Annotated in this window: 19 protein-coding genes; 8 read left to right on the top strand and 11 right to left on the bottom strand. The window is 67.7% G+C overall.

The window, feature by feature from the left end; translation table 11 throughout:
- Positions 1-20: 20 nt before the first annotated feature.
- A complete protein-coding gene (locus OG225_RS36610) occupies positions 21-842 on the bottom strand; it encodes a DUF1266 domain-containing protein (RefSeq protein ID WP_216913400.1) in 822 nt (273 codons plus the stop codon).
- A gap of 142 nt (positions 843-984) precedes the next feature.
- Here OG225_RS36610 and OG225_RS36605 point away from each other — a divergent pair, with 142 nt between their 5' ends.
- Positions 985-1221, top strand: coding sequence for a DUF2277 domain-containing protein (locus tag OG225_RS36605; RefSeq protein WP_109525075.1), 237 nt, complete (start codon positions 985-987; stop codon positions 1219-1221).
- A gap of 22 nt (positions 1222-1243) precedes the next feature.
- On the opposite strand, the gene OG225_RS36600 is transcribed toward OG225_RS36605, so the two are convergent.
- Positions 1244-2533, bottom strand: a complete 1290-nt coding sequence (locus tag OG225_RS36600; RefSeq protein WP_405179285.1) for a PucR family transcriptional regulator — start codon at positions 2531-2533, stop codon at positions 1244-1246.
- A gap of 185 nt (positions 2534-2718) precedes the next feature.
- On the opposite strand from OG225_RS36600, the gene OG225_RS36595 reads away from it, so the two are divergent.
- From OG225_RS36595 to OG225_RS36585, 3 genes are all read left to right on the top strand, one after another.
- Positions 2719-4311, top strand: a complete 1593-nt coding sequence (locus OG225_RS36595) for an aldehyde dehydrogenase family protein (protein ID WP_405179284.1) — start codon at positions 2719-2721, stop codon at positions 4309-4311.
- The gene (locus OG225_RS36590; protein WP_405179283.1) at positions 4308-5147 is read left to right on the top strand and encodes an SDR family oxidoreductase; all 840 of its coding nucleotides are present in this window, start codon (positions 4308-4310) and stop codon (positions 5145-5147) included. Before OG225_RS36595 ends, OG225_RS36590 begins: the two co-directional genes overlap by 4 nt.
- Positions 5148-5600: 453 nt before the next feature.
- A complete protein-coding gene (locus OG225_RS36585; protein WP_405179282.1) occupies positions 5601-6479 on the top strand; it encodes a LysR family transcriptional regulator in 879 nt (292 codons plus the stop codon).
- 32 nt (positions 6480-6511) lie between these two features.
- On the opposite strand, the gene OG225_RS36580 is transcribed toward OG225_RS36585, so the two are convergent.
- A complete protein-coding gene (locus OG225_RS36580) occupies positions 6512-8107 on the bottom strand; it encodes an amidase (RefSeq protein WP_405179281.1) in 1596 nt (531 codons plus the stop codon).
- Between the two features lie 252 nt (positions 8108-8359).
- On the opposite strand from OG225_RS36580, the gene OG225_RS36575 reads away from it, so the two are divergent.
- Genes OG225_RS36575 through OG225_RS36565 form a run of 3 tightly spaced genes read left to right on the top strand, consistent with a single transcriptional unit; the run spans position 8360 to position 13904 of the window.
- A complete protein-coding gene (locus tag OG225_RS36575) occupies positions 8360-11053 on the top strand; it encodes a serine/threonine-protein kinase (protein ID WP_405179280.1) in 2694 nt (897 codons plus the stop codon).
- On the top strand, positions 11050-13200 hold the full coding sequence (locus tag OG225_RS36570; RefSeq protein WP_405179279.1) for a protein kinase domain-containing protein: 2151 nt from the start codon (positions 11050-11052) through the stop codon (positions 13198-13200). Before OG225_RS36575 ends, OG225_RS36570 begins: the two co-directional genes overlap by 4 nt.
- Before the next feature lie 20 nt (positions 13201-13220).
- A complete protein-coding gene (locus tag OG225_RS36565; protein ID WP_405179278.1) occupies positions 13221-13904 on the top strand; it encodes a cyclase family protein in 684 nt (227 codons plus the stop codon).
- Between the two features lie 19 nt (positions 13905-13923).
- Here OG225_RS36565 and hpt read toward each other — a convergent pair whose 3' ends face one another.
- From hpt to dacB, 4 genes are all read right to left on the bottom strand, one after another.
- On the bottom strand, positions 13924-14484 hold the full coding sequence (gene hpt / locus OG225_RS36560; RefSeq protein WP_216913417.1) for a hypoxanthine phosphoribosyltransferase: 561 nt from the start codon (positions 14482-14484) through the stop codon (positions 13924-13926).
- 79 nt (positions 14485-14563) lie between these two features.
- On the bottom strand, positions 14564-15664 hold the full coding sequence (tilS, locus tag OG225_RS36555) for a tRNA lysidine(34) synthetase TilS (protein ID WP_405179277.1): 1101 nt from the start codon (positions 15662-15664) through the stop codon (positions 14564-14566).
- Positions 15665-15880: 216 nt separating this feature from the next.
- Positions 15881-16990 carry a zinc-dependent metalloprotease gene (locus OG225_RS36550; protein WP_405179276.1) on the bottom strand — a complete coding sequence of 370 codons (1110 nt, stop codon included), beginning with the start codon at positions 16988-16990 and terminating at the stop codon, positions 15881-15883.
- Positions 16991-17003: 13 nt separating this feature from the next.
- Positions 17004-18440, bottom strand: a complete 1437-nt coding sequence (dacB, locus tag OG225_RS36545) for a D-alanyl-D-alanine carboxypeptidase/D-alanyl-D-alanine-endopeptidase (protein ID WP_405183488.1) — start codon at positions 18438-18440, stop codon at positions 17004-17006.
- 196 nt (positions 18441-18636) lie between these two features.
- Here dacB and OG225_RS36540 point away from each other — a divergent pair, with 196 nt between their 5' ends.
- Positions 18637-19128, top strand: coding sequence for an inorganic diphosphatase (locus tag OG225_RS36540; RefSeq protein ID WP_109525065.1), 492 nt, complete (start codon positions 18637-18639; stop codon positions 19126-19128).
- 108 nt (positions 19129-19236) lie between these two features.
- On the opposite strand, the gene OG225_RS36535 is transcribed toward OG225_RS36540, so the two are convergent.
- From OG225_RS36535 to OG225_RS36520, 4 genes are all read right to left on the bottom strand, one after another.
- Positions 19237-19476, bottom strand: coding sequence for a hypothetical protein (locus OG225_RS36535; RefSeq protein ID WP_216913424.1), 240 nt, complete (start codon positions 19474-19476; stop codon positions 19237-19239).
- 230 nt (positions 19477-19706) lie between these two features.
- A complete protein-coding gene (locus OG225_RS36530) occupies positions 19707-21563 on the bottom strand; it encodes an MDR family MFS transporter (protein ID WP_405179275.1) in 1857 nt (618 codons plus the stop codon).
- A complete protein-coding gene (locus OG225_RS36525) occupies positions 21560-22063 on the bottom strand; it encodes a MarR family winged helix-turn-helix transcriptional regulator (RefSeq protein ID WP_405179274.1) in 504 nt (167 codons plus the stop codon). Before OG225_RS36525 ends, OG225_RS36530 begins: the two co-directional genes overlap by 4 nt.
- 76 nt (positions 22064-22139) lie before the next feature.
- A complete protein-coding gene (locus tag OG225_RS36520) occupies positions 22140-22961 on the bottom strand; it encodes a crotonase/enoyl-CoA hydratase family protein (protein ID WP_405179273.1) in 822 nt (273 codons plus the stop codon).
- Positions 22962-23000 lie beyond the last annotated feature (39 nt).

Here is a 23000-nt window from a genome sequence, read left to right as displayed (position 1 = left end):
CGACGCCGCCGGGCCGAGCGCTACCCGGCGTTGAGCGTGATCCGCCGCCACGGACTCGTCGGGCGCAACCACAGGCGCAGTAGTTCCATGCGCCGGTCGACGCCGCCGTTCTTGAGTTCGGCGAGATCCTCGCAGGCCTGCCAGTAGGTCCACCCGGCGAGATAGGCGTCGCCGAATTGACGCCAATTGCGGTATTTGCGCTGCGCCAACGGAAGCGCGCGCATCAAATAATCCCAGGCCACATCGGCTTCCAGGTAACCCGCGGTGAACGCCATCCTCGCCACCGCGACCACCCTGGCCAGATCCCAGGCGTGGATATCGCTGGGCAACGGGCGGGCCAGATGATCGGTGAAACCGATTTTGATCGCCTGCGACCAGATGTCGTAATCGCGGACCAGCGCCTCCGGATTGTCCATTCCACGAAACGAACCGACCTGACGCAGAAATGCGCGGTGCCGGTCGGCGCGTTCCCCGAAGCGATCGCGCTCGCTGGCGTTGATGGACGCCATCACCAGCGGGTGCACCAGCGCGTAGAGCGGTGCGTGCATCCCGGCGAGCAACTGTTCCATGGAGGCCTGCGCCTCGGTGCTGTCGGTGATGCCCCACGCGCCGGTCAACGTGTCGATCGCGAGTTCACGGCGGTCTCCGAGCGGGTGCTCGCGTTCCGGACCGAGGAGTAGCGCGTCGTGGAAGGCGTCCCAGCGGGCCGAATAGAAACCGCCGAGCGCCAGCGCGCGCAGTTCGTCATCGGATACCGCGGACCCGGACCAATGATCTTCTTCCCGCTTGTCCAGTTCGTCGTAGGGGAATGTGGTCAACGGGGGTACACCGCGGGAAGGCATATTCCGATTCTTCCCCATGTAACTCCGTCGGTCCCGTACTTATCGTCAACACGTGGGTCTTCCGGGAGATTCTTCCGGGAGATTTCGGCCTCCTCGCAAACTTGTTCTGCCGTGATACGTAGATGGGGGCTAATGTGCACCCATGCCCGACAACATCACCCTTCTGCGTGGCCTCGAGCCTGCCGCAACCGAGCAGGAAATCTACGCTGCCGCACTGCAGTACGTGCGAACGGTCGGTGGAGTCTCCGGCCTGAGCACCGCCACCAAGGCCGCCGTCGACAAAGCAGTCACCGCGATCGCATCCGCTACCACACAGCTATTGGCAGACCTGTCGAGCGCACCCGCTCCGTCGGCCGCGCAGTCGACGCTACGCGACTAGCGCTGACACCTGGACGGCGTGCTCACGGCAGCGCGTCGACCCCGTAGGCGGCGACGCAGGCCATGGCGATCTCCAAGGCCAGGCCGCGCTGTTCGATCGAATGACCGAGCAGTTCCTCGATCCGCTGGATCCGATAGCGCACGGTGTTCTTGTGCACGCCGAGCAGTCTCGCCGCGCTCTCGGGACTGCGCCTGCTCAGCAGGTAGGCGTGCAACGTCTCGCGCAACCGCGCGGCATTGACGTCACGGCCCGCGAGCGCGCGCAGTTCCCTGGCGACGAGCCCGTGCATGGCAGCCTCGTCCGCGCCCGCGAGGTAGGCGACCTCGACAGCTCGGTAGGCGGTCACCCTGGCCGCCGCGGCTCCTCGTTCGGCGACCTGACGCGCGGCCACCGCCTCCCGATGACTTTCCCTGAAGCCGCTCAGCTGTCCGGTCGGCACCCCGAACGCCACCCGCACGGGCGCGAGCGGCAGGCCGGACAGCGCGAGTTCGAGCGCGCCGGGGGCGGACAGTTCCTCCGCCCGCGCCGTGTCGAGTCCGGCCCACGCCCACATACCGCTGGCCCCCGAGGGCAGTGTGAGTACGCGGTTGCTGCCGAGCGCACCGGCCAGTTCGGTGGCGACCCGGTCGAGCAGGCCGACCATCTCGCCGTCGCCGCCGAGTTCGGCGGCCGGTTCGTCGGCCCAGAGCACGAAGGCCACATGCTGTTGCGAGAGCCGGTAACCCAACCGCACCGACGCGAGTTCGGTGTCGATCTCGTCGCCCGCCAGTAGTGCGCGCACCGTCTCGGTCCTGCGGTTGAGCGCGGCGCGCAGGACCTGTTCACGCTCTTCCATATAGGTGTCGGTGAGCTGTTCCACCGACATGCTTATCCATTTCGTCGATCTGTCGAACAGGCGCAGCATCACCGCGCGTTCCAGTTCGCGCGGCACCTTGTGCTGGTCGATGACGTCGTTCATGTACTCCAGGACCGCGTCCATGCCGGAGTGGTAGGTCCGCAGCAGCACCCGCAGTTCGAATCCGCGCCTGGCGATGGTGCGCGCGAGCGCGTGCGCCTCCTCGGGAATGACGAATTCGAGGCCGTCGGTGGTGAGACCGCTCAGCATGGTCCGCGCGTGCGAGCGGGTACTCGCGGCCAGGTCACGACGCATATCGCGGTCGGCGAGTTCGGGCACCTTCGCGACGATCGCGGTATCGAGCCGCTCGACCACCTGGTCGAGGGTTTCGGTGCGCATCGTCTCGAAGACGTACTCGGCCAGCCACTCGCGGACCACTTCGCTGTCGGGCCCGACGCGTTCGGGTGCCACGGCCATCGCCCGCCTCCCTCGTTCATCGCGGTCCACCGCGGAAATTTGGTTCCAGAGTACAAATTCGCGGGACATACTTGACCGCACGGGCCAAGAAAGTCCTCTGGAATTGTGTCACGATCATAGGCAGTGAGCTGATTCACAGTGATCGGTTCCGCGCGGTTCAGCACAACGTCAGTGGGAGAACAGCAGTGACCGATACCGAGCGGCCCAAGGCCACCAACGGGAAGGCGGCAGCGGAGGGCACCGGGCCCGCCGTCATCGAGGTGCGCAATCCCGGCACCGGCGAGATCGTCGGCACCGTGCCGGACCAGAGCGCGCGCGAGGTCGCGGCGCAGGTCCGTGAACTGCGCCTCTACCAGCCGGAATGGGAAGCCATCGGCCCCGACGGCCGCAAGGAATGGTTGCTGAAACTCCAGGACTGGCTGATCGACAACACCGAGCACCTGGCCGACGTCCTGCAATCGGAGACCTCCAAACCCCGCGCGGACGCCCTGATCGATCCCGCCTTCGGCTGCGACCTCATCGGGTACTACGCCCGGCGCGCGGCGAAATTCCTCGCCGACGACCACCCGTCGCCGCACAGCCCGCTGGCCAGGGTCAAGAAGTTGACGACGGTCTACCGGCCGTACCAGGTCGTCGGCGTGATCACGCCGTGGAATTTCCCACTGGCGATGCCGATCATGGATGTCATCCCGGCGTTGGCCGCGGGCGCCGCCGTCATCCTCAAACCGTCCGAGGTGACGCCGCTGTCGGCGCTCGAATTGGCAAGGGGCTGGGCCGAGATCGGCGCTCCGCCGGTTTTCGCGGTCGTCACCGGCGCCGGGGCCACTGGCGCGGGCGTCGTCGCCGAGGCCGACTACATCCAGTTCACCGGGTCCACCGCGACCGGACGCAAGATCGCCGCGGCCTGTGTCGAGCGGATGATCCCCTACAGCCTCGAACTGGGCGGTAAGGATCCGGCGATCGTGCTGGCCGACGCCGATATCGATCGGGCCGCGCACGGCATCGCCTTCGGCGGCATGTTCAACGCCGGTCAGGTGTGCATCTCGGTCGAACGGGTGTACGTCGAAGCGCCGGTCTACGACGAATTCGTCGCCAAACTCACCGCGAACGTCAAGGCGCTGCGCCAGGGCATCGACGGACGCGACCTGAACCACGACGTGGGCGCGCTGGCCAACGAGAACCAGGTGAGCATCGTGCAACGGCACGTGGACGAGGCCGTCGCCGCCGGCGCGACCGTGCTCACCGGCGGCAAGAGGACGGGACAGGGCACCTTCTTCGAGCCGACGGTGCTCATCGACGTCGATCACAGCATGTCCTGCGTCGCCGAGGAGACCTTCGGCCCGACGCTGCCGGTGATGAAGGTCGCCGACGAGGCGGAAGCCATCCGACTGGCCAACGATTCCGTCTACGGTCTCTCGGCCTCGGTCTGGACCGGGGACAAGGATCGCGGCGAGCGGGTGGCACGGCAATTGAACGCGGGGGCGGTGAACATCAACGATGTGTTCGCCAATCTGTTCAGTTACGCGCTGCCGATGGGCGGTTGGGGCCTGTCCGGGGTCGGCGCGCGCTGGGGCGGCGCGAACGGTGTCCGCAAGTACTGCCGTCAGCAGGCCATCACCAAGCCGATCCTGCCGACCCAGGGCAAGGAACTGTTCTGGTACCCGTACAAGTCCTCGAATCTGCTGATGGCCGTCGGCGCCATGCGCGCGGCGGGGGCGCGCGGCCTGCGTCGCGTCGACCTGCCCGCACTGCTCAAACTCCGAGGGGACAGCAAATGAGCGACAAGTTCCGCGCCGCGATGCGCGGCAAGGTCATCGTCATCACCGGTGGCGCGCGCGGTATCGGCCTCGCCACCGCGACCGCGTTGCAGGCGCTCGGCGCGAAGATCGCCATCGGCGATATCGACGAGACCACCGTCAAGGAATCCGGCACCGCGCGCGATTTCGAGCTGTACGGGAAGCTCGACGTCACCGACACCGCCTCGTTCGAGAGTTTCCTGGACGAGGTCGAACGCACCGTCGGCCCGATCGACGTCCTGATCAACAACGCGGGCATCATGCCGACCGGCCGACTCGTCGACGAACCCGATCAGGTCACCCGTCGCATTCTCGATATCAACGTCTACGGCGTGATCCTCGGTGCCAAACTGGGGCTGGCCCGGATGCTGCCGCGCAAGAGCGGCCATATCGTCAATATCGCGTCGCTGGCGGGTGAGACCCATATCCCGGGTCTGGCCACCTACAACGCCAGCAAACACGCGGTGCTCGGTTTCACCGACACCCTGCGCGAGGAGTACCGGGGTTCGGGCGTGCACTTCTCCTCGGTATTGCCGACACTGACCAATACCGAACTCGGTTCGGGCGTCACGCCGCCGAAGCTGTTGCGTCCGGCCGAGCCGGAGGAGATCGCCGACGCGATCGTCGGCCTGATCGCGTCGCCCAAGTCGAAGGTCAGGGTGACCGCGGTGGCCGGGGCCATTTCGCGGTTCGTGGGATTCCTGCCGGAAGCGGTCGGCGACAGTCTCGGCCGCGCGCTGGGTTCGGGTCATGCCTTCCTCGACGATGTCGACGCCGATCGGCGCAAGGCCTACGAGGACCGGGCGCGCAGCGTCTGATCTTCCGCACCGCGAAACGGGGCGCCGGGGAAGTTCCCCGGCGCCCCGTTTCGCGTCCGCGGGGTCCGTCGCCGTGGTGCGTCCGGTGTGCCGGAGCCTCCACCGAGCCCGTCGACAAACCAATTAGTGACTAAAGTCACGCGACTGAATTTCGCAGATCCCGGCCGGAACCGACGAATGATTCCTGCCGATTCACCGATGTCGATCGACCGGCCGGACCTCACGTGCGCGGCCGATGAAGTTTGGACCATTTCCCCTGGTCGGACGTCCAACATTGATAGGTCATGCCATCTTTTTCGAGTCTGCTCGAGATTCGCCCGCTGGAGCGTGCACATGACCATGACAAGCAATATGCTGTCCTTAACAAACCTATCGACGGTTTCTGAGGCCGTATTCCGACTTTTTGGCTTGATAAGGCTAGAAATTCCCGACTAATTCTGATAGCAAGGGGCTATGGACCCGCACTTGCGCGACCTGCGGTATTTCGTCGCTGTCGCTGAGGAACTGCATTTCACCAACGCCGCCCAGCGGCTGCACATCGCTCAACCCACGCTGTCGCGCCAGATTCGCCAGCTCGAACGTCAGCTCGACGTGGTCCTGTTCGACCGCAACCAGCGCAGCGTCGCCCTGACCGTCGCGGGTAAGGAACTGCTCGAAGGCGCGCGCAAGATCCTCGAACTCTGGGAGGTCACCAACGTCTCCCTCCAGGAGGCGGGTGAAGTGCTGCGCGTCGGCATCCAGTCCGCGCTCGGACGGGGTCTGCTCAACGATCTCGAAAGCGCGAGCGGACATCGCCTCGCCCTGCACGCCGCGTCGTGGACCGACGCGTCGAGCGGACTCGGCGGACGACAGGCCGATCTCGCGCTGGTGTGGCTACCGCTACCCGATCCGAACCGCTACCGCTGGCAGGTGCTGCGCACCGAACCACGCTGGGTGTTGCTGCCGGAGAATCACGCGCTGGCCGACAACGAGATCATCGAATTCACCGATCTGCTCGACGAGCCGTTCATCGCGCTGCCCTCCGAAGCCGGTGCGGTACGCGACTTCTGGCTCGGCAACGACGCCAGGAACGGGCGTCAGGCCAAGATCGGCGCGGAGGCCGCGACGCCGGAAGACAAACTGGAGGCCGTCAGCCTCGGACTCGGTATCTGCCTCTTGGCCGAGAACAATGTGCCGATGTACCGCTGGCCCGGACTCGCCGCACGTCCCGTCAACGGACTCGCACCGTGCGAACTCGCGGTGGCATGGCGCGCCGACGACTCCCGCCCGACCATTCTCGAATTCGCCGGCCGCGCCGTCGACGGCGGTTTCAGCGCCACCTCATCGAACTGACCGAGTGGCGTCCAGCCGACGCGCCGACGCGCCTACGGGGCGATGCGCCGCCACGGGCGATGTTGTTCCAATTGGGCCGCGAGGCCGAGCAGGGTGGATTCACTGCCGGGCGGGCCGGCGAGTTGGGCGGCGACCGGGGTGTTCGTGCGGGTATGGGTGCCCATCGGGATGGATGCCGCGGGCCAGCCGACCAGATTCCACACGGGGGTGAAAGGGGAAAGGCGGGCGGCGGTGAGAATGTTGGCGAGCCAGCCGCGGGCTCCGCGAATGCGTGCGCGGGGCGGCGGGGCCGCGAGCGTCGGGGTGATCACGACGTCGTAGTTGTCGAACAGTTCCAGTAATCGCGCTTCGATCCGATCGATCTGCGCGGGGCGAACGAGCCGCAGGCGGTCCACCAACCTGCCGAGTGCGAGATGACGCCGAGTTCTCGGCTGTAGTCGTTCGGGTCGCGGTAGTCGTTCGACGCCGGGTAGTTCCGCGGTGAGCCACCGTAGGAGTACCGCCGGTAGAGCGGCCCCGTAGGGCACGGTGACCGTGTCGATGATATGCCCGGCTCGTTCGGCGGTTTCGGCCGCGGACCGGGCCGCTTGCGCCCACTGCCTGTCGACCCGGAAGAAACGGTGCGGCGGGGCGAGGGCCAGACCGATACGTAGTCGTCCCGGTGTATCCGGCTCGGCCAGATCGGGCCTGCCCGCCATCACCGACAGCATCAGCGCCGCGTCATCGACCGTCGTTGCGAGAACACCGTTCTCGGCCAGACCACCCCAGCCGTCGACGCCGATATCGGCCGGAACGGTGTACCTGCCCGGCTTGAAACCGAAAACTCCGCAGCACGCCGCGGCGATGCGCACCGAACCCGTGCCGTCGATACCGTGCGCCACCGGAACCAGGCCCGCGGCCACCGCCGCGGCGGCCCCGCCCGCTCCGCGCTCCAGATTCCACGGGTTGCGGGTCGCCGAATCCGCGTCGTCCGCCATCGGCCACAGACCCATCTCGGAGATCGCGCTCGTCCCGACGACCACCGCGCCCGCCGCGCGCAACCGGCGCACCACCGGGTGATCGGCGGTGGCGGGCGACCGGTCGGTGGCCTCGGAACCGCGCGACATCGTCACGCCGGTGACCGGTAGGCCGTGCTCGACCGCGACGGGAACCCCCGCGAGCGGCAGGACGTCCAGATCGTCGCGCTGCTCGACCGCCGCCGCCTCGGCGCACGCCGCGTCCGCGCGAATGAGCGTGAGCGCGTTGGTTTTCGAATTCTCGGCCGTGATCCTGGCCAGCGCCGCTTCGACCGCGTCGGTCGGGGTGAGCGTGCCCTCGCGCACGTGCGCGGCGACCGCCGTCGCGGTGCGGACGTCGAGCGCGTGCACCGCGCGTGGAGCCGATTTCGAGGCGTCCACTGTGATGGGGGCCACCCCGGTGAGCGACCTCGATTCGCGGTCCGATACTGTCTGCTTGCTCGCCGCGTTACCCGGTCGCCGCATCTCGTCGGGGCTCCCGTGATCGCGATCGGCCGTCGTGTCCGTACCCGTGGTCCCGGCCGTGCCGGTGGAGCGGAGGATCTCGCCTGCCTCGTCGCGATCGTGTTCGGCTGCTGTTTTCGCGCTCGTCGTGCGCGCCGTGTAAGACATGTGCTGATTCGCCCCCGTCGCTTCGTTGTCGAATTCGGGTGATCTGCTCTCGCGCCGCAAAGTATCATTCCGACTACTGCTCGGGGGATGATGGCGTCGGGTGTTGCGGAAATTTCCGCAGCGGCCACCGACCGATCAGCGCGGAATTCCCGAACATCCGCCCAGCCGCAAGGTCCGAGAATGAGTGCCGAGTCCGATAGTTTTTCCAGTCCGGACATGGGTTCCGAGGGCGGAACCGGTGGCCGTGGGGCTGTGACACGAGCCGAGTCGAGTGCCGTGGAGGCATTCGCCGCAGCCTGGGAATCCACCGCGCGCGCCGCGGCGACCGGGAACACCGTGTCCCAGCTGCCCGAGATCGCCGAATATCTGCCCGATGCCACGACCCTGCGCAGAGAAGCCCTGGTCGAGCTGATTCGCGTCGATCTGCGCCACCGCTGGCTCCGGCGCCCCGGCACCAGGACCGGATCCGCGGAATCCGAACGCGACGTGCGACGCAAAAGGCTCAGCGAATACTGCGCCGAATTTCCCGAACTCGATCGCGACAGCATTCCCCCCGGCCTGGTCTACGAGGAATTCGTCGTCCGTCGGCACAGCGGTGAGCGAGTCGATCCGCGCGAATGCCTTCGCGAATATCCAGGACAGGCCGCCGAACTCCGAGGTCTGCTCAATACCGACGACCTGGACCAGAGCACCCACCGGGCCGCGATCGAGGACTCGACGCGCGTCGGCACGCCGGAGGCGGACGACGACATCACCCGCACCGCGTCGGTCCCCACCGTGGCCGCGCCGGAATCCGACCTGAACCGAACCGCCCCCGTCTCTCGTGGTACCGAGGTGAATCGAACCGCGGACGCCACTCAGACGGACGCCACCGAGACTGACGCCACGCAAACGGACGCCACCGAAACCATGGCCGCCGGTACGACGGATCCGACCGACGCCACCGGGACGGCCACCGCGATCGGCACGACGGCGGGCCACGAGCCCGGACTGTTCCGTGTTCTCGATCGCATCGAAATCGGCCAGCGCATCGATGATTTCGATCTGCTCACCGGGCTGGGCAGTGGCGCGTTCGCCCGTGTCTTCCTGGCGCGGCAGCGTTCGCTGCAACGGTTGGTCGCGGTGAAGATCTCGGCCGATCACGGCACCGAACCGCAGACCCTGGCCCAGCTCGACCACGACTACATCGTGCGGGTCTTCGACCAGCGTCTGCTCGATACCGGCGACGAATTCGCGGGCGGTTCACGTCGATTGCGCCTGCTCTACATGCAGTTCCTGCCCGGCGGCACGCTGCTCGGTGTGTTGCGCTGGGTGCGGGCGACCCCGCAGGAGGAACGCAGCGGCAGACTGCTGCTCGACGCCGTGGACGCGGCGATGGAGGAGAAGGGCGAGATCCGCCCGACCGATTCCAGTCTGCGCGCCGAGATCGCCGCGCTGAGCTGGCCGGAGACGGTCGCCTGGCTCGGTCGACGCCTGGCCGAGGCACTGGACTACGCCTCGGACCACGGCGTGCTGCACCGCGACGTGAAACCGGCCAATGTGCTGCTCACCGCGGAGGGCGTGCCGAAACTGGCCGATTTCAACATCAGTTTCAGCCGCAATGTCGAAGGCACGAGTCCGGTGGCCTACTTCGGCGGCTCGCTGGCCTACATGTCACCGGAGCAGCTGGAGGCCTGTCATCCAGGTCGCGAGCGCAGCGCGGCGGATCTGGACACCCGCGCCGATATCTACTCACTCGGTGTGGTGCTGTGGGAATTGCTGACCGGCGCGAAACCGTTCGACGACTCCACCGCGGGCGCGAACGCGCACGGTGACGACACCACCCTCGAGGCGATGCTGGAACGTCGCAGCGGCGGCGTGGACGAGGCCGCGTTGCAACGGCTTCCCCCCGACTGCCCGGCCGCGTTGCGCCGCATCCTGCTGACCTGTCTCGCACCGGACCGGACCGGGCGCTGGGACAACGGCGCGACCCTGGCCAAACAGCTCGAACTGTGTCTGGATCCGCGGGCCCGCGATCTGGTCGACCCACCGCCGGGCAGCTGGCGACTGCGGCTGCGGCGGTGGATCGTCCCGATCCTCGTGCTCGCCATCGGTGTGCCGAACGCCCTCGCCTCGTTGTACAACATCCAGCACAATCAGCATCTGATCGTCGACAGGATGACCGAGGAGGCCCAGCGCACCTTCCTGATCATCACCGGCGTGGTCAATTCGGTGTTCTTCCCGCTGGGCATGCTGTTCGTGGTCTACCTGTCGAGATATGTCCTGACGGTGCCGCGCGGGTTGCGTCGAGGGCGGCGGTACGACCCGCAGATCCTGCGTCGTGCCAGAGCCGATTCGCTGCTGCTCGGCGAGCGAGCCGTGGCGGTCGCGTTCGCGCTGTGGATGCTGTCCGGCCTGATATTCCCGATCGCCCTCCAGGTCGCGACCGGTGAGATCACCGCGCGATCGGTCGTGCACTTCCTCGCCTCGATCTTCGTCTGCGGCGCCATCGCGGCCTCGTACCCGTTCTTCCTTGCGACGTTCTACATCGTGCGGTGCATCTACCCGATTTTCCTGCGTCACGGCGAGATCAGCGCCGAGGACGCGGTATGGCTGCGCGGTCTCGACCGCCGCTGCAACGGCTACCTCGCCATCGCGGCCTCGGTGCCGCTGCTCGCCGTGGTCGGGGTGACATTCCTGCCGCCTGGTGACATCCCCGAGGTGATTGTCGCGGTGCGGGTGCTGTGCGCGGGCGGCATCATCGCCTTCGTCGGCTCCTACCTGCTGTTCCGCGCCCTCGAGGCGGATCTGCGCGCGCTGGAACGGGTGGTCGCCCCCGGCGGCGGGGAGCGCGAGGTGCGACGGGACGGGCCCCAGCGCGCCCGCGCGTCCCGTCTCCGACGGGTTCTGCGGCCCGTACGGACCATCCGGACACGACCGAGCACGCCCGTGGAGTCGCCCAGGTGACGGTGCACTGGGCCGATTCCGTCGCTCGGTTCACCGCCGACTGGCGGCGTTCCCAGCACGGCGACCGCTCGGTGCCGCGACTCGCCGACTACGTCCCCGACGACGGCACCGCCCGCCTCGGCGTGCTCACCGAACTGGTCCGCATCGACCTGCGTCACCGCTGGGACGGTGCCGGACCGGCCAAGCGGATATCGGAATACCGCGCGGAATTCCCCGAGGTCGCGCAGAGCCCCGCGCTCGTCGAATTGGTGTGCGAGGAATTCGCGACCAGGCGTGCCCAGGGCCCGCTGCCGCTGGAGGATTTCCTCGCCGAATATCCGGAACTGGCCGACTCGGTGCGCGAGCGGCTCGCGGCCGAAGCCGAACGGATCGATACCAACACGCTGGCCCTGGACAGCCTGCCCGCCGAGATCACGCCGGGCAGGCGCATTGACGATTTCGACCTGCTCACCGATCTCGGGACCGGCGCGTCGGGGCGGGTCTTCCTGGCCAGGCAGATCTCCATGCAACGACTCGTCGCGGTCCGGTTGTCGACCACCGGCGGCGGTGAACCGCAACCCGTGGCGCGGTTGGACCATCCGCACATCATCCGCGTCTTCGACCACAAATCGCTGAGATTCGACGCCGAGGCGGTTTTCGGGCGGCTCGTCTACATGCAATACCTGCCGGGTGGCACGGCGAAGGATGTCCTCGAACAACTGCGCGGCGATCACGAATCCGACGGCGGCGCTGTCCTTCTCCGCGCGGTCGACCGGGCGATGGAGACCAGGGGCGAGATCCGCACATCGGATTCGCGTGTGCGGGAGGAGATCTCGGCGCTGAGCTGGCCGGAGACGGTGGCGTGGCTGGGCAGAAGGCTCGCCGAAGCGCTCGACTACGCCGACCGGCACGGTGTGCGATACGGCGTCATCACACCGGGCGACGTGCTGTTCACCGCGGAGGGCGAGCCGAAATTCGGCGATTTCTCCGATATCGGCGAGAAGCGGGAGAACGCGCTGCCCTATCGGTCGCCGGAGGATCTCGCCACCGCGGACACCGGCGCGGCGGATCAGCGCGGTGCGATCTACTCCCTCGGGATCCTGCTGTGGGAACTGCTCACCGGCGCGACCCCGTTCGCCCAGACCACCGATACTCGTGCGGCACTGCGACAGCGCCGCGACGGCGTACCCGCCGACGCGCTGTCGCGGCTACCCGCGGATTGTCCGCCCGCGCTGCGGCGCATCCTGCTCACCTGCCTGGAGCCGGACCCGCAACGACGCTGGTCGAACGGTGAGGTGCTGGCCAAGCAGTTGGATCTGTGCCTCGACGCCCGCGCCCGCGACCTGGTCGATCCGCCGGAGCACGGACTGCGCCTGCGGTTGCGCCGGTGGCGGATTCCGCTCATCACCCTCGCCATCCTGATTCCGAACATGCTCGCGTCGATCTACAACATCGACTACACGCGACTTCTCGTCGTTCCCCAGTTGACCGACGAGGCAGCTCGCAAACTCGATTTCGGCGCGGCGATCGTCAACACCGTCGGATTCGGTTTCGGCGCGGTCGTTCTCGTGTACATGTCCCGCCACCTCATCTTCGTCCCACACGGATTACGCAGGGGCGGGCGCTTTTCCGCCGAGACACTGCGCCGCGCCCGTACCGACACCATCCTGTTCGGCGACCGAGCGATCCTGGTGATCTTCACGATGTGGATGCTGTCGGGCACCTCGTTCCCGATCGTCATCCGCGGCACCTCCGACGCCATCACCGCGTACGACTACGCGCAATTCGTCGTCTCGCACGCGATCTGCGGCGCGATCGCGCTGGTGTATCCGTTCTTCCTGGTGAACTTCTACGTCGTGCGATGTATCTACCCGATGTTCCTGAGCCAGGGGGAGATCGACGAGGAGGACGCCGTCCGCCTGCGGAAATTGCGCCGCCGGTGCGGTATCTGGCTGCTCGTCGCCGCGTCCATACCGCTGATCGCGGTCGCGGGCGCGACCCTGCTCACCCAGGCGGATCTCGAGACGATCATCGTCGAGCTGCGAATTCTGGCTATCGGCAGTGTGATCGCGTTCTCGGGCATCTATCTGCTGTTCCGGGCGATGGAGAACGATCTGCGGGCCCTCGAGGGTGTCCAGGTTCCCGCGACACCGGTGGGCGCGGTGTGAACCGGCCGTTCGGACGGCTCGTGAACCTGTCGCACATCCACGATCCGGCGACGACACCGCTGTTTCCCGGCGATCCCGAATTCCGCCTCGACACGGTCGCGACGGTCGCGAAGGACGGCTACTACCTGCGCGCGATCCACCAGGGTGAGCACACCGGAACCCATTGGGGCGCACCGATCCACTTCGATCCCGACGGGCTCGCCGCCGACGAACTCGACGTGGACGATCTGCTGCTGCCCGCGGTGAAGATCGACCTGCGCGCACAGTGCGCCGCCGACCGCGACTACGCCGTCACCGTCGCCGACCTGTGCGACTGGGAATCGCGCCACGGCCGTATCTCGGACGGCGCGGCGATCGTCGCATGGACCGGATGGGACGCGAAATGGGGCACCCCCGATTTCTTCGGCACCGGCGAATCCGCCGGACACCAACCGGGTTTCGCCGTCGACACCGTCGAATGGCTGCTACGCACCGGCAGACTCGGCCGCCGCGGCGCACTCGGCACCGATACCTTCGGCCCCGACGTGGGAACCGACGACACCTACGCCGTCTCCCACCTGCTCTACCGCGACCACCGCATCAGCCTCGAATGCCTGGCGAACCTCGCCGACCTCCCCCACACCGGCGCCTGGATCCTCGTCGGCGGCCCCCTCTACCGAGCCGCCTCCGGCTCCCCCGCCACCATCTTCGCCCTACTCCCCTGAACGGCGAACGTGCAACCGCTCAGGCTCCGCCGCCGTAGACCTTCGGGTCGAGGGTGCCGATGTAGGGGAGGTCGCGGTAGCGCTCGGCATAGTCGAGGCCGTAGCCGACGACGAAATCGTTGGGGATGTCGAAGCCGACGTGGGCCACCTCGACGGGGGTGCGTAGGGCGTCGGGTTTGCGTAGCAGCGTGACCACCTCGAGGGAGGCCGGGTTGCGGGTGGAGAGGTTGCGCTTGAGCCAGGACAGGGTCAGACCGGAGTCGATGATGTCCTCGACGATCAGGACGTTGCGGCCCGCGATGTCCTTGTCCAGGTCCTTCATGATCCGCACCACGCCCGAGGACGAGGTGGACGAACCGTAGGAGGAGACGGCCATGAATTCCATCTGGGTCGGGATGGACAGGGCTTTCGCCAGATCGGTCATGAAGAAGATCGCGCCCTTGAGCACGCCCACCAGCAGCAGGTCACCCTCGGGGGCACCGACCGGATAGCGTTTGGCGATCAGTTCGGCCAGTTCCTGCGTCTTGACTGCGATCTGTTCCTCGGTGATCAGCACCGACGCAATGTCGTCCCCGTACACGTAGGTTGGTGTCCTTCCGTGGTTGGTCGGCACCGAGGATGTCGATCCCGATCCGGCATCAGTCACTGCGCGAAAAAATTCAGAGTCCGCGCAGTGTCAGCCTGCCACGTTCCCGCGCGGCAACCAACCTCGTCTCGGGCGACCCGCCGCCGACCGCGACCCCGCCCTGTCCCCGCCACGCCGTGACCAGTGCGTCGACCGCGCGCAAATGTTTCTCGGTCAGGGCTTTCGCACCGCCGTCGAGGAGCCAGAACCGGATGGCCCGGCGGCGCAGCGCCTCGGGGGCAGTGGCGAGGGTCTCGACCGACAGCGTCGACCCATCACCGACCGCGTCCACGATCGACTCGGCGTTCGATGGTCGCTCATGACCTCGCGCCGACTCCAGCAACTGCTCCGCTAGCGCGTCGAGGACGGTTCCGTCCGCGCGCAACTGGTCGGCCGTACGGGCCAACGCCGCGGCGACTCCACCGCCGAGCACCTCCTCCAGCAGCGGCAACACTTCGGTACGCAGCCGGACCCGGGTGAACTCCGGTGCCGAATTATGCGGGTCCTCGTACGGGACCAGTCCGAGATCGGCACACAATTGCCTGGTCACAGCCCTGCGCACGCCGAGAAGGGGACGCCCCCACGGTGCGGTGTAGGCGGCCATCCCCTGAATCGACCGTCCGCCCGATCCACGCGCCAAGCCGAGCAGCACCGTTTCGGCCTGGTCGTCGATGGTGTGGCCGAGCAGCACGGGACGGCCTTCGCGGGCGAGATCGAGGGCCGCGTATCTGGCACGCCTGGCCGCCGCCTCCAATCCACCGTCGACGCCGACGTCGACCGGTAACACCCGTGCCGTCCGGCAGCCGAGGTCCAGCGCCGTAGCGGCCGCTCGGGCCGCGACCTCGTCCGAGCCCGTTTGCAGACGGTGGTCGATGATCAGCGCGTCGACCTCGTCCGCCTCGATCACCGCGGCGGCGGTCAACGCCAGTGAATCGGCCCCGCCCGAGAGGGCGACCGCGACACCCGTGGAACTCGTCGCGCCGTCGCCTGGACTCTCGGCGAAGGTACGCAACCACGCCCTGACAGCCCTGCGCACTTCGAGTACCGCGGCGGTCTCGGGCAACCTGCGCGGCGAGGGACGACTCGCACCGAACCCACCCGAATCGGGCGGCGTCACTCCCACCGCAGGACCCATACCGGGAGAGTACCGACCGGCCACACCACCGACCACGGATGTGCGGGGCGATGCCCGGCGCGGAATCGACCTCCACCACGTCCGCCCCGGCTCCGAGACAACCGACGGCGGTCCGCGCCGGTGCCTATCGCGCGGTCCCGCCCGATACAACGAGGCCCCACCCGGGCGATCCGACGATCACGGGGTGCACCCCGATGGGACGACCCCACCCGCCGACTACCCGAGAACGCGGGCGATCCAGCGATCCCCGTCCTCGATCTCCTCCGGCCGCGGCAAGGTGTCACCGTCGGTCCAGATCGTGTTGAACTGCTGCATACCCACGCGGTCGACCACGTGATCGACGAACGCCTTGCCGCGCACGTACTGGGCGACCTTCGCGTCGACGCCTAGCAGGGCGCGCAACAGGCGTTGCAGCGGATTGGTGGGCCGGGTGCGGCGTTTGTCGAAGGCGGCGCGGATCTGGCTCACGGTCGGGACCACGGCGGGGCCGACGGCATCCATCACGTGATCCGCGTGGCCTTCGAGCAGGGTGCCGAGCACGAGCAGCCGGTCGAGCGCCTCGCGCTGCGCGGGGGCCTGGGTGGCGCGCAGCAGGCCGACGATGCCGCGCGCGGCGGGATCGTCGGGGACGTTGCCTCGGCGGCGCTCGCGCAACTCGTCGAGTAGCCGCGACAGCACTTCGGTCATCGGTTCCTCGCCCACCGCGCCGAGAATGTCGACATTGGCGCGCATGTAGTCGGCCAGCCAGGGCGCGGAGGAGAACTGGACCCGGTGGGTCACCTCGTGCAGGCACACCCAGAATCGGAAATCACTCGCCGAGACGCCGAGCGCGCGTTCCACCGCCACGATATTCGGGGCGACGAGCAGCAGGGTGCCGTCCTCGCCGGTGAACGGATCGTATTGCCCGAGAATCGCGGTGGACAGGAAGGCCAGCATGGCGCCCGCCTGCACACCGGCGGGTTTGCCGGTCAGCAGTCCGCCGCCGGTGACGCCGGTGCCGGTCAGCGTCGCCATCGAATCGGCGGCGGCGTCGATCCATCCGCGTCGATCGACGATCCGGGCCGACGGGATCGGGCGATCGTCGAGCAGTCCGCTGACCTCGCGCACCGGACTCTCCGCCCGGATGGACGCCTCGGCGAGTTCCTGGACGACCTGTTCGGCGGAGCGCCGCGTGGTGCGCGGCCCCGACGGCACCACCGCCGCACCGGTGCGCGCGGCCAGCCGCCAGTCGACGGCGCCGGTCAATCCGGAACCGCGCCGCTGCCGCTGGTCCTCGCCCGGACCCGCGGAATTCGGCTCGACTGATTTGTCAGCGCCTTCGAACATGGTCAACCACCCGTCACGAGCATCCGCAGTTGCGCAGCGTCCCGGCGATGGCGTCCAAGGCTGGCCTGCTCACCTCGGGGGGCCGATCGTTGGACATCAGCGCGAAGGTCAGCACCCGACCGTCACGGTCGAGCACATATCCGACCAACGCGCTGGCCACGGACAGAGTTCCGGTCTTGGCCCGGACCCATCCGGCGCCTTCCCGGTTCCGGTCGACATAGCGGCTGGTCAGCGAACCGGTGGCGCCCGCCACGGGCAGGTCGTCCAGTACCGGGGCCAGTGTCGCCGCCAGGGTGTCGATCTCTGGCTTCGCGACCGTGCCCGGCGCGGTGACGTTCTCGCCTTCGGCCCTGGCCGCGGTGGCGAGCACCGTGTCGAGCAGGTGCGCGGGCAGCCGATCGTCGACCGACAAACCGCTGCTGTCGTGCATGACCGCGCCCGCGCGATCGAAACCGGCCTTGTCCAGTGTCGCGCCGATGGCGGTGACCGCCCCCGCGAACGAAGGGGCGTTGCCGGTGGCGACCGCGATCTCCCTGCCGATGGTCTCGGCCAGGACGTTGTCGGAGTGGACCATCATGTCCCGCAGCCGGTCGCGCAGCGGCGCCGAACGCACACTCGCCACTTCGGCGGCTCCCGGCGCGGCCGATCCGAGCCGGACCCGTCCGGGATCGAGTCCGAGTTCGGTGGCGAGTCTGCGCCCCGCGTCCAGGGCGGGGTCGGTGGTGCGCGGCGAATACTCGACCAGCGGATCGACGCGGCCGCCGTCGATCATCACCGACTCGATGGGCGCGATGGACCCGTCTGGGATGTCGACCGGATCCCAGCCCTGCGCCATGGTCGGCCCGGTGAACGCCGAGGTGTCGACGACGATCGTGTCGACAGGGCGTCCGGAGGCCCGGATCCGGTCGACCAGATCCGACAGCCGCGCGCTGTTCGGGTAGTAGCCCTTGCCGTCCGGCTGGGCGGTGATCGTCGGATCGCCGCCGCCGACCAGCACGAGTTCGTTCGGAGCCGATCCGGCGACGACCTTGGTGACCACCCGCTGATCGGGCGGCAGCACCAGCAGGGCGGCGGCCGTGGTCAGGATCTTGGCGGTCGACGACGGAATCATCGGCCTGCCAGGATCCGAACTCCACACGGTCGCGCCGGTGTCGGCGTCGGTGACGATTCCGGTGAACGCGCCGAGATCGGGATTGCCGATCACCGGGGCCAGCGCGGCGGCCAGCGCGGCCTGACTCGGCGCGGGAGCCGTCGCGGGAGCCGGGACGACCTGCGGGGACGCGGTGACCGGGGCGGGCGGTGCGGCGACGGTCAGCCCGCCGTGGCGGAATTCGGGGGTCCACGGCTTCACGACGATCAGCCCGGCGGCGGCGAGCCCGAGCACGACGATCAGGGTGAGACCGAGTCCGATCCAGATCCTGCGCCGCCGTCTGGCGGCCAATCCACCGATATTGCGTTGACTACCACCCACTGGCCCGCCGTCTCCCTGACTCCGCCGCCGCGCGCCGCCGTGGCGCACCCGTGCCCTTCAAAGTATCGGCCCCACCGGTCACACTATCCTCGTACCGCTACCGTTCCCCTGAACAGCATGGCGAGTCGGCATTCGTGCCCGCCGAGCCAACGAATGCACCATAGAAGGAGATGGCGTGGAGTTCGACGTCACCATCGAGATCCCCAAGGGTTCCCGCAACAAGTACGAAGTCGATCACGAAACCGGCCGGGTTCGTCTCGATCGCTTCCTCTACACGTCGATGGTCTACCCGGCCGACTACGGCTTCATCGAGAACACCCTGGGTGAGGACGGTGACCCGCTGGACGCGCTGGTCCTGCTGCCCACATCGGTGTTTCCCGGCGTGATCGTCGAGGCCAGGCCCGTCGCCATGTACAAGATGGAGGACGAGGCGGGCGGCGACGCCAAGGTGCTGTGCGTGCCCGCGGGCGACCCCCGCTGGAACCATATCCAGGATCTGGCCGACGTGCCCGAGTTCGAATTGGCCGAGATCAAGCATTTCTTCGAGCGCTACAAGGATCTGGAGCCCGGCAAATTCGTGAAGGGCTCGGAGTGGGTCGGGCGCGCGGAGGCCGAGGTCGAGATCGAGGCGTCCTTCAAGCGGTTGCAGGAGAACGGCGCCCACTAGTAACGGGCGGTGACGACAACGAAGCGGGAAGCCCGGTCGGGCTTCCCGCTTTCGTTGTACTCGGTCGAAAAGAGCCACCCGGTATTCCGGACGTCCCTCCTCTGGCTATCAGTAGTAGATGTAGAGGTCGTACCCGCTCCAGGTCTCGACACACTCCCAGTAGTAGCCACCGGTGCTCGGCGAGGCGCCGTCGGCGCTGCACGCGGCCAGGGTGGCGTAGGTGCCGTAGTAGTACCCGGTGTCCACGGCGGCGTACTGCGGCGCGGCGGAGGCGGACGCTGCCGTCGACACCCCGGCGACGGTAGCGACAGCCAGCAGGCCGGCGGCGATGAAGGATTTGATGCGCATGTGTTTGCTCCCTGTTGAGGTTTTTCCGACGGGATTCACGTTAGGTCCGCAAAGCCGTCGCAACAGCCACCCCTAGGGGTTCATCGAGCCCTCCCTCGGGCGACTCACCTTCCCCACCCTTGGTGAGGTCCGATCCCCACCCGAGCGCCCGTGAAACGACGGAGTGGGCCGTCCCGCGCACCGGCTCCCGGTGACACGGAACGACCCACCCGGATCGCTTTTCGACGAACTCAGGCGTTCTCCCGATCCACCTCGTCGACTTTCTTCGAAACGCCGTTGGTCGCGCCCGACGTCGTGCCGCCGCGCTCGACGGCAAGACCGGCCGACTCCCCCGGCGGCTCGTTTACCAGCGGCTGCACCGATTCACCGCCCGCGAGCGGCAGGCCCGTCCGCTCCACGAGTGCCATCTCGGCGTCGACGAGGGATTTCGCGGCGGCCTCACCGTCGGCGGCCTGGATGCCACCCAGGAGCCGCAGCGGGAGTTCTTTCCAGAACAGCACGAGAATCAGGCCGATCAGGGACGCGGCGACCGCGACGAGGAATACCGTCGACATCGAATTCGCGAAACCGACCTGGAACGGCCTCGCCAGTTCCGGACTCAGCTGCTGGATGATCGAACTGTCCTTGAGCACCTCGCCCGCCGCCGAGGTGTCCTGGGCGAGCAATCCCTTGGCCAACGCGACGTCGGCCGGGTTGGTGCTCTGCGCCCCCGCGACGACGGCCGCGCGGAACTGCGGATCGGCCGAGGCCGACTGGAGTTCGCCGGAGATGTTCGGGGTCATCCTGGCGAACAGCACCGACAGGAAGATCGCGACGCCGAAGGTGCCGCCGATCTGCCGGAAGAAGGTGGCCGCGGCGGTGGAGACGCCCATGTCCTTGGCGGGCAACGCGTTCTGCAACGCCAGGGTCAGCGGCTGCATCAGATTGCCGAGGCCGAAACCGCTGATGGCCATGAAGGCCATCACCACCCACAGCGGGCTGTCGGCGTCGAGGAAGTGCAGCAGCAACATGCCGATGGTCAGCGTGATGACGCCGATCAGCGGGAAACGCTTGTAGCGGCCGGTGCGCGAGATGAGCTGTCCGGAGATGATCGAACCGGTCATCATGCCGAGCACCATCGGCAGCATCTGCAAGCCCGCCATGGTCGGACTCGCGCCACGCACCACCTGGAGGTACTGCGGGAGCAGCGCGATTCCGCCGAACATTGCCGCGCCGGTGACGAACGAGATGATCACGCCGAGCGAGAAGGTGCTGTTGGAGAAGATCCGCAGCGGGATCAACGCCGCGTCCTTCAGGCCCCGCTCCACCATGACGAAGCCGATGATGCCGAGAGCGCCGACCACGTAGCAGATCACCGCACCCGGACTGCCCCAACCCCATTGGTGTCCCTGCTCGGCCACGATGAGCAGCGGCACCAATCCGATGGCGAGTACGAGCACGCCCCACCAGTCGACGCGATCGGTGCTGTGCGGTTTCCTCGGCAGTCTCAGAACCCGCGAGACCACGAACAGCGCGATCAGCCCGAGCGGAACGTTCACCAGGAAGACCCAGCGCCAACCGCTCACCCCGAGTATCGAACCCGTGCCCGCGAGCACGCCGCCCGCCACCGGACCGATGACGCTCGACGTACCGAAGACCGCCACGAAATAGCCCTGGTACCTGGCGCGTTCACGCGGGCTGACGATATCGCCGAGGATGGCGAGCGCCAGCGACATCAAGCCGCCCGCGCCGAGACCCTGCACGGCGCGGAAGATGGCCAGCTGGTACAGCGTCTGCGCCAGCGTGCACAGCAGCGAACCGAAGACGAAGATCGCGATACCGATCATGAAGAACGGCTTGCGGCCGTACATGTCGGAGAGTTTGCCGTAGAGCGGCGTCGCCAGCGTGGCGGTGATCAGGTAGGCCGTGGTCGCCCATGCCTGCATCGAATACCCGTGCAGATCGTCGGCGATGGTGCGGATCGCGGTCGAGACGATGGTCTGATCCAGCGCGGCGAGCAGCATGCCGAGCATGAGGCCGCTGAGGATGGTCAGGATCTGCTTGTGCGTGAAACCCGCGGGGGATTCCGTCACTGCGGGTGCGGTCACGAACTGTTCTCCGTCCCTGTGATGGTGGCGTGGGATTCGCGGAGAGCGGCAACCATTCCGGGCCGCGCGCGATCGAAATCGTCGACGAACCGACGCAGCAGTTCGGCGAAGGTGGCCCGGTCGGCGGGAATCCAGGACTCCGTCACCCGGGTGAGGTTCTCGTGGCGACGGCGGCGGATCCGCTCGCAGACCGAGCGACCGCGTTCGGTCACCACGAGCACCGAGGCGCGGCCGTCGGTAGGATCGGCCATGCGCAACACCAGTCCCCGGTCGACGAGGTGGGCCACCTGGCGGCTCACCGTCGACGCGTCGCTGTAGACCGCGGCGGCCAGAGCGCCGGAGCGCATCGGCCCGTCCTGGAGCAATCGGAACAGCACGACGAACACGGCCGGATCGACTCCGTCCTCGGTGCGGATCTGGGCCGCGGTGCGTTCCCTTACGCGCTGTAACCGGGTGAGCTGCACCGCGATCGTGTCGATCGCCTCGTCGTCCACGTCCACCTTTACTTGCGTAACAATTAGTTGCTTGACGCAAGTATGTAGGCGTGCGAACGAAGAGAGCAAACCTCAGGTTGGTTCAACGGCCCTTGAACTGCGGATCCCGCTTCTCGAAGACCGCCTGGATCGCCTCGGTCAGATCCTCCGAGGGCAGGAAGGCCGAATTCCACGCCGAGACATAGCGCAACCCGGCCGCCACCCCATCCTTGGTGCGCTGTTCCAGGACATCCTTCGCGCCCTGCACCACCAGCGGCGGATTGGCCGCGATATCGCGCGCCAGCGCGTGCGCGGCGTCGAGTACGGCGTCCTGATCGGCGTACACGTCGTTGACCAGGCCGATCTTCTCGGCGCGCGCGGCGTCGATATCCCTGCCGGTGTAGGTCAGTTCGCGCAGATGCCCCTCGCCGATGATGCCGGGCAGCCGGTGCAGCGACCCGATATCGGCGACGATCGCCACCTTCGCCTCACGCAGGCTGAACTTGGCCTCCGCGCTGGCCAACCGGATATCGGCCGCCGCGATCAGGTCGAGCCCGCCGCCGATGCACCAGCCGGAGACCGCGGCGATCACCGGCTTGCGGCAATCGGCCACCGCCGTCACCGCGCCCTGCATCTTGCGCAGCTCGACCAGGAAGTCCGTGCGCGGCCCGGCGAACGCGCGATCGGCGAGCAACGCGCCGAAGGTCCCCGCCATCGCGGGCAGATCCAGTCCGTAGGAGAAATGCCTGCCCGAACCGGTCAGCACGATGGCGCGCACCTCGGGATCGGCGTCGAGCTCGCCGAAGACCAAGGGCAGCTCGCGCCAGAAGTCGGGGCCCATCGCATTGCCCTTGCCTGGACCGATCAGGGTCACCTGCGCGACGTGGTCCTTGGTTTCGACGCTGAACGCCTGCCAATCAGTCATTTGTACAGCGTATCGACAACGCGGGCACCTGCGTCCGCT

Origin of the sequence: Nocardia sp. NBC_01377, from assembly GCF_045040005.1 — a bacterium.
GTDB lineage: Bacteria > Actinomycetota > Actinomycetes > Mycobacteriales > Mycobacteriaceae > Nocardia > Nocardia noduli.
This window is presented reverse-complemented; position numbering and strand designations above follow the sequence as displayed.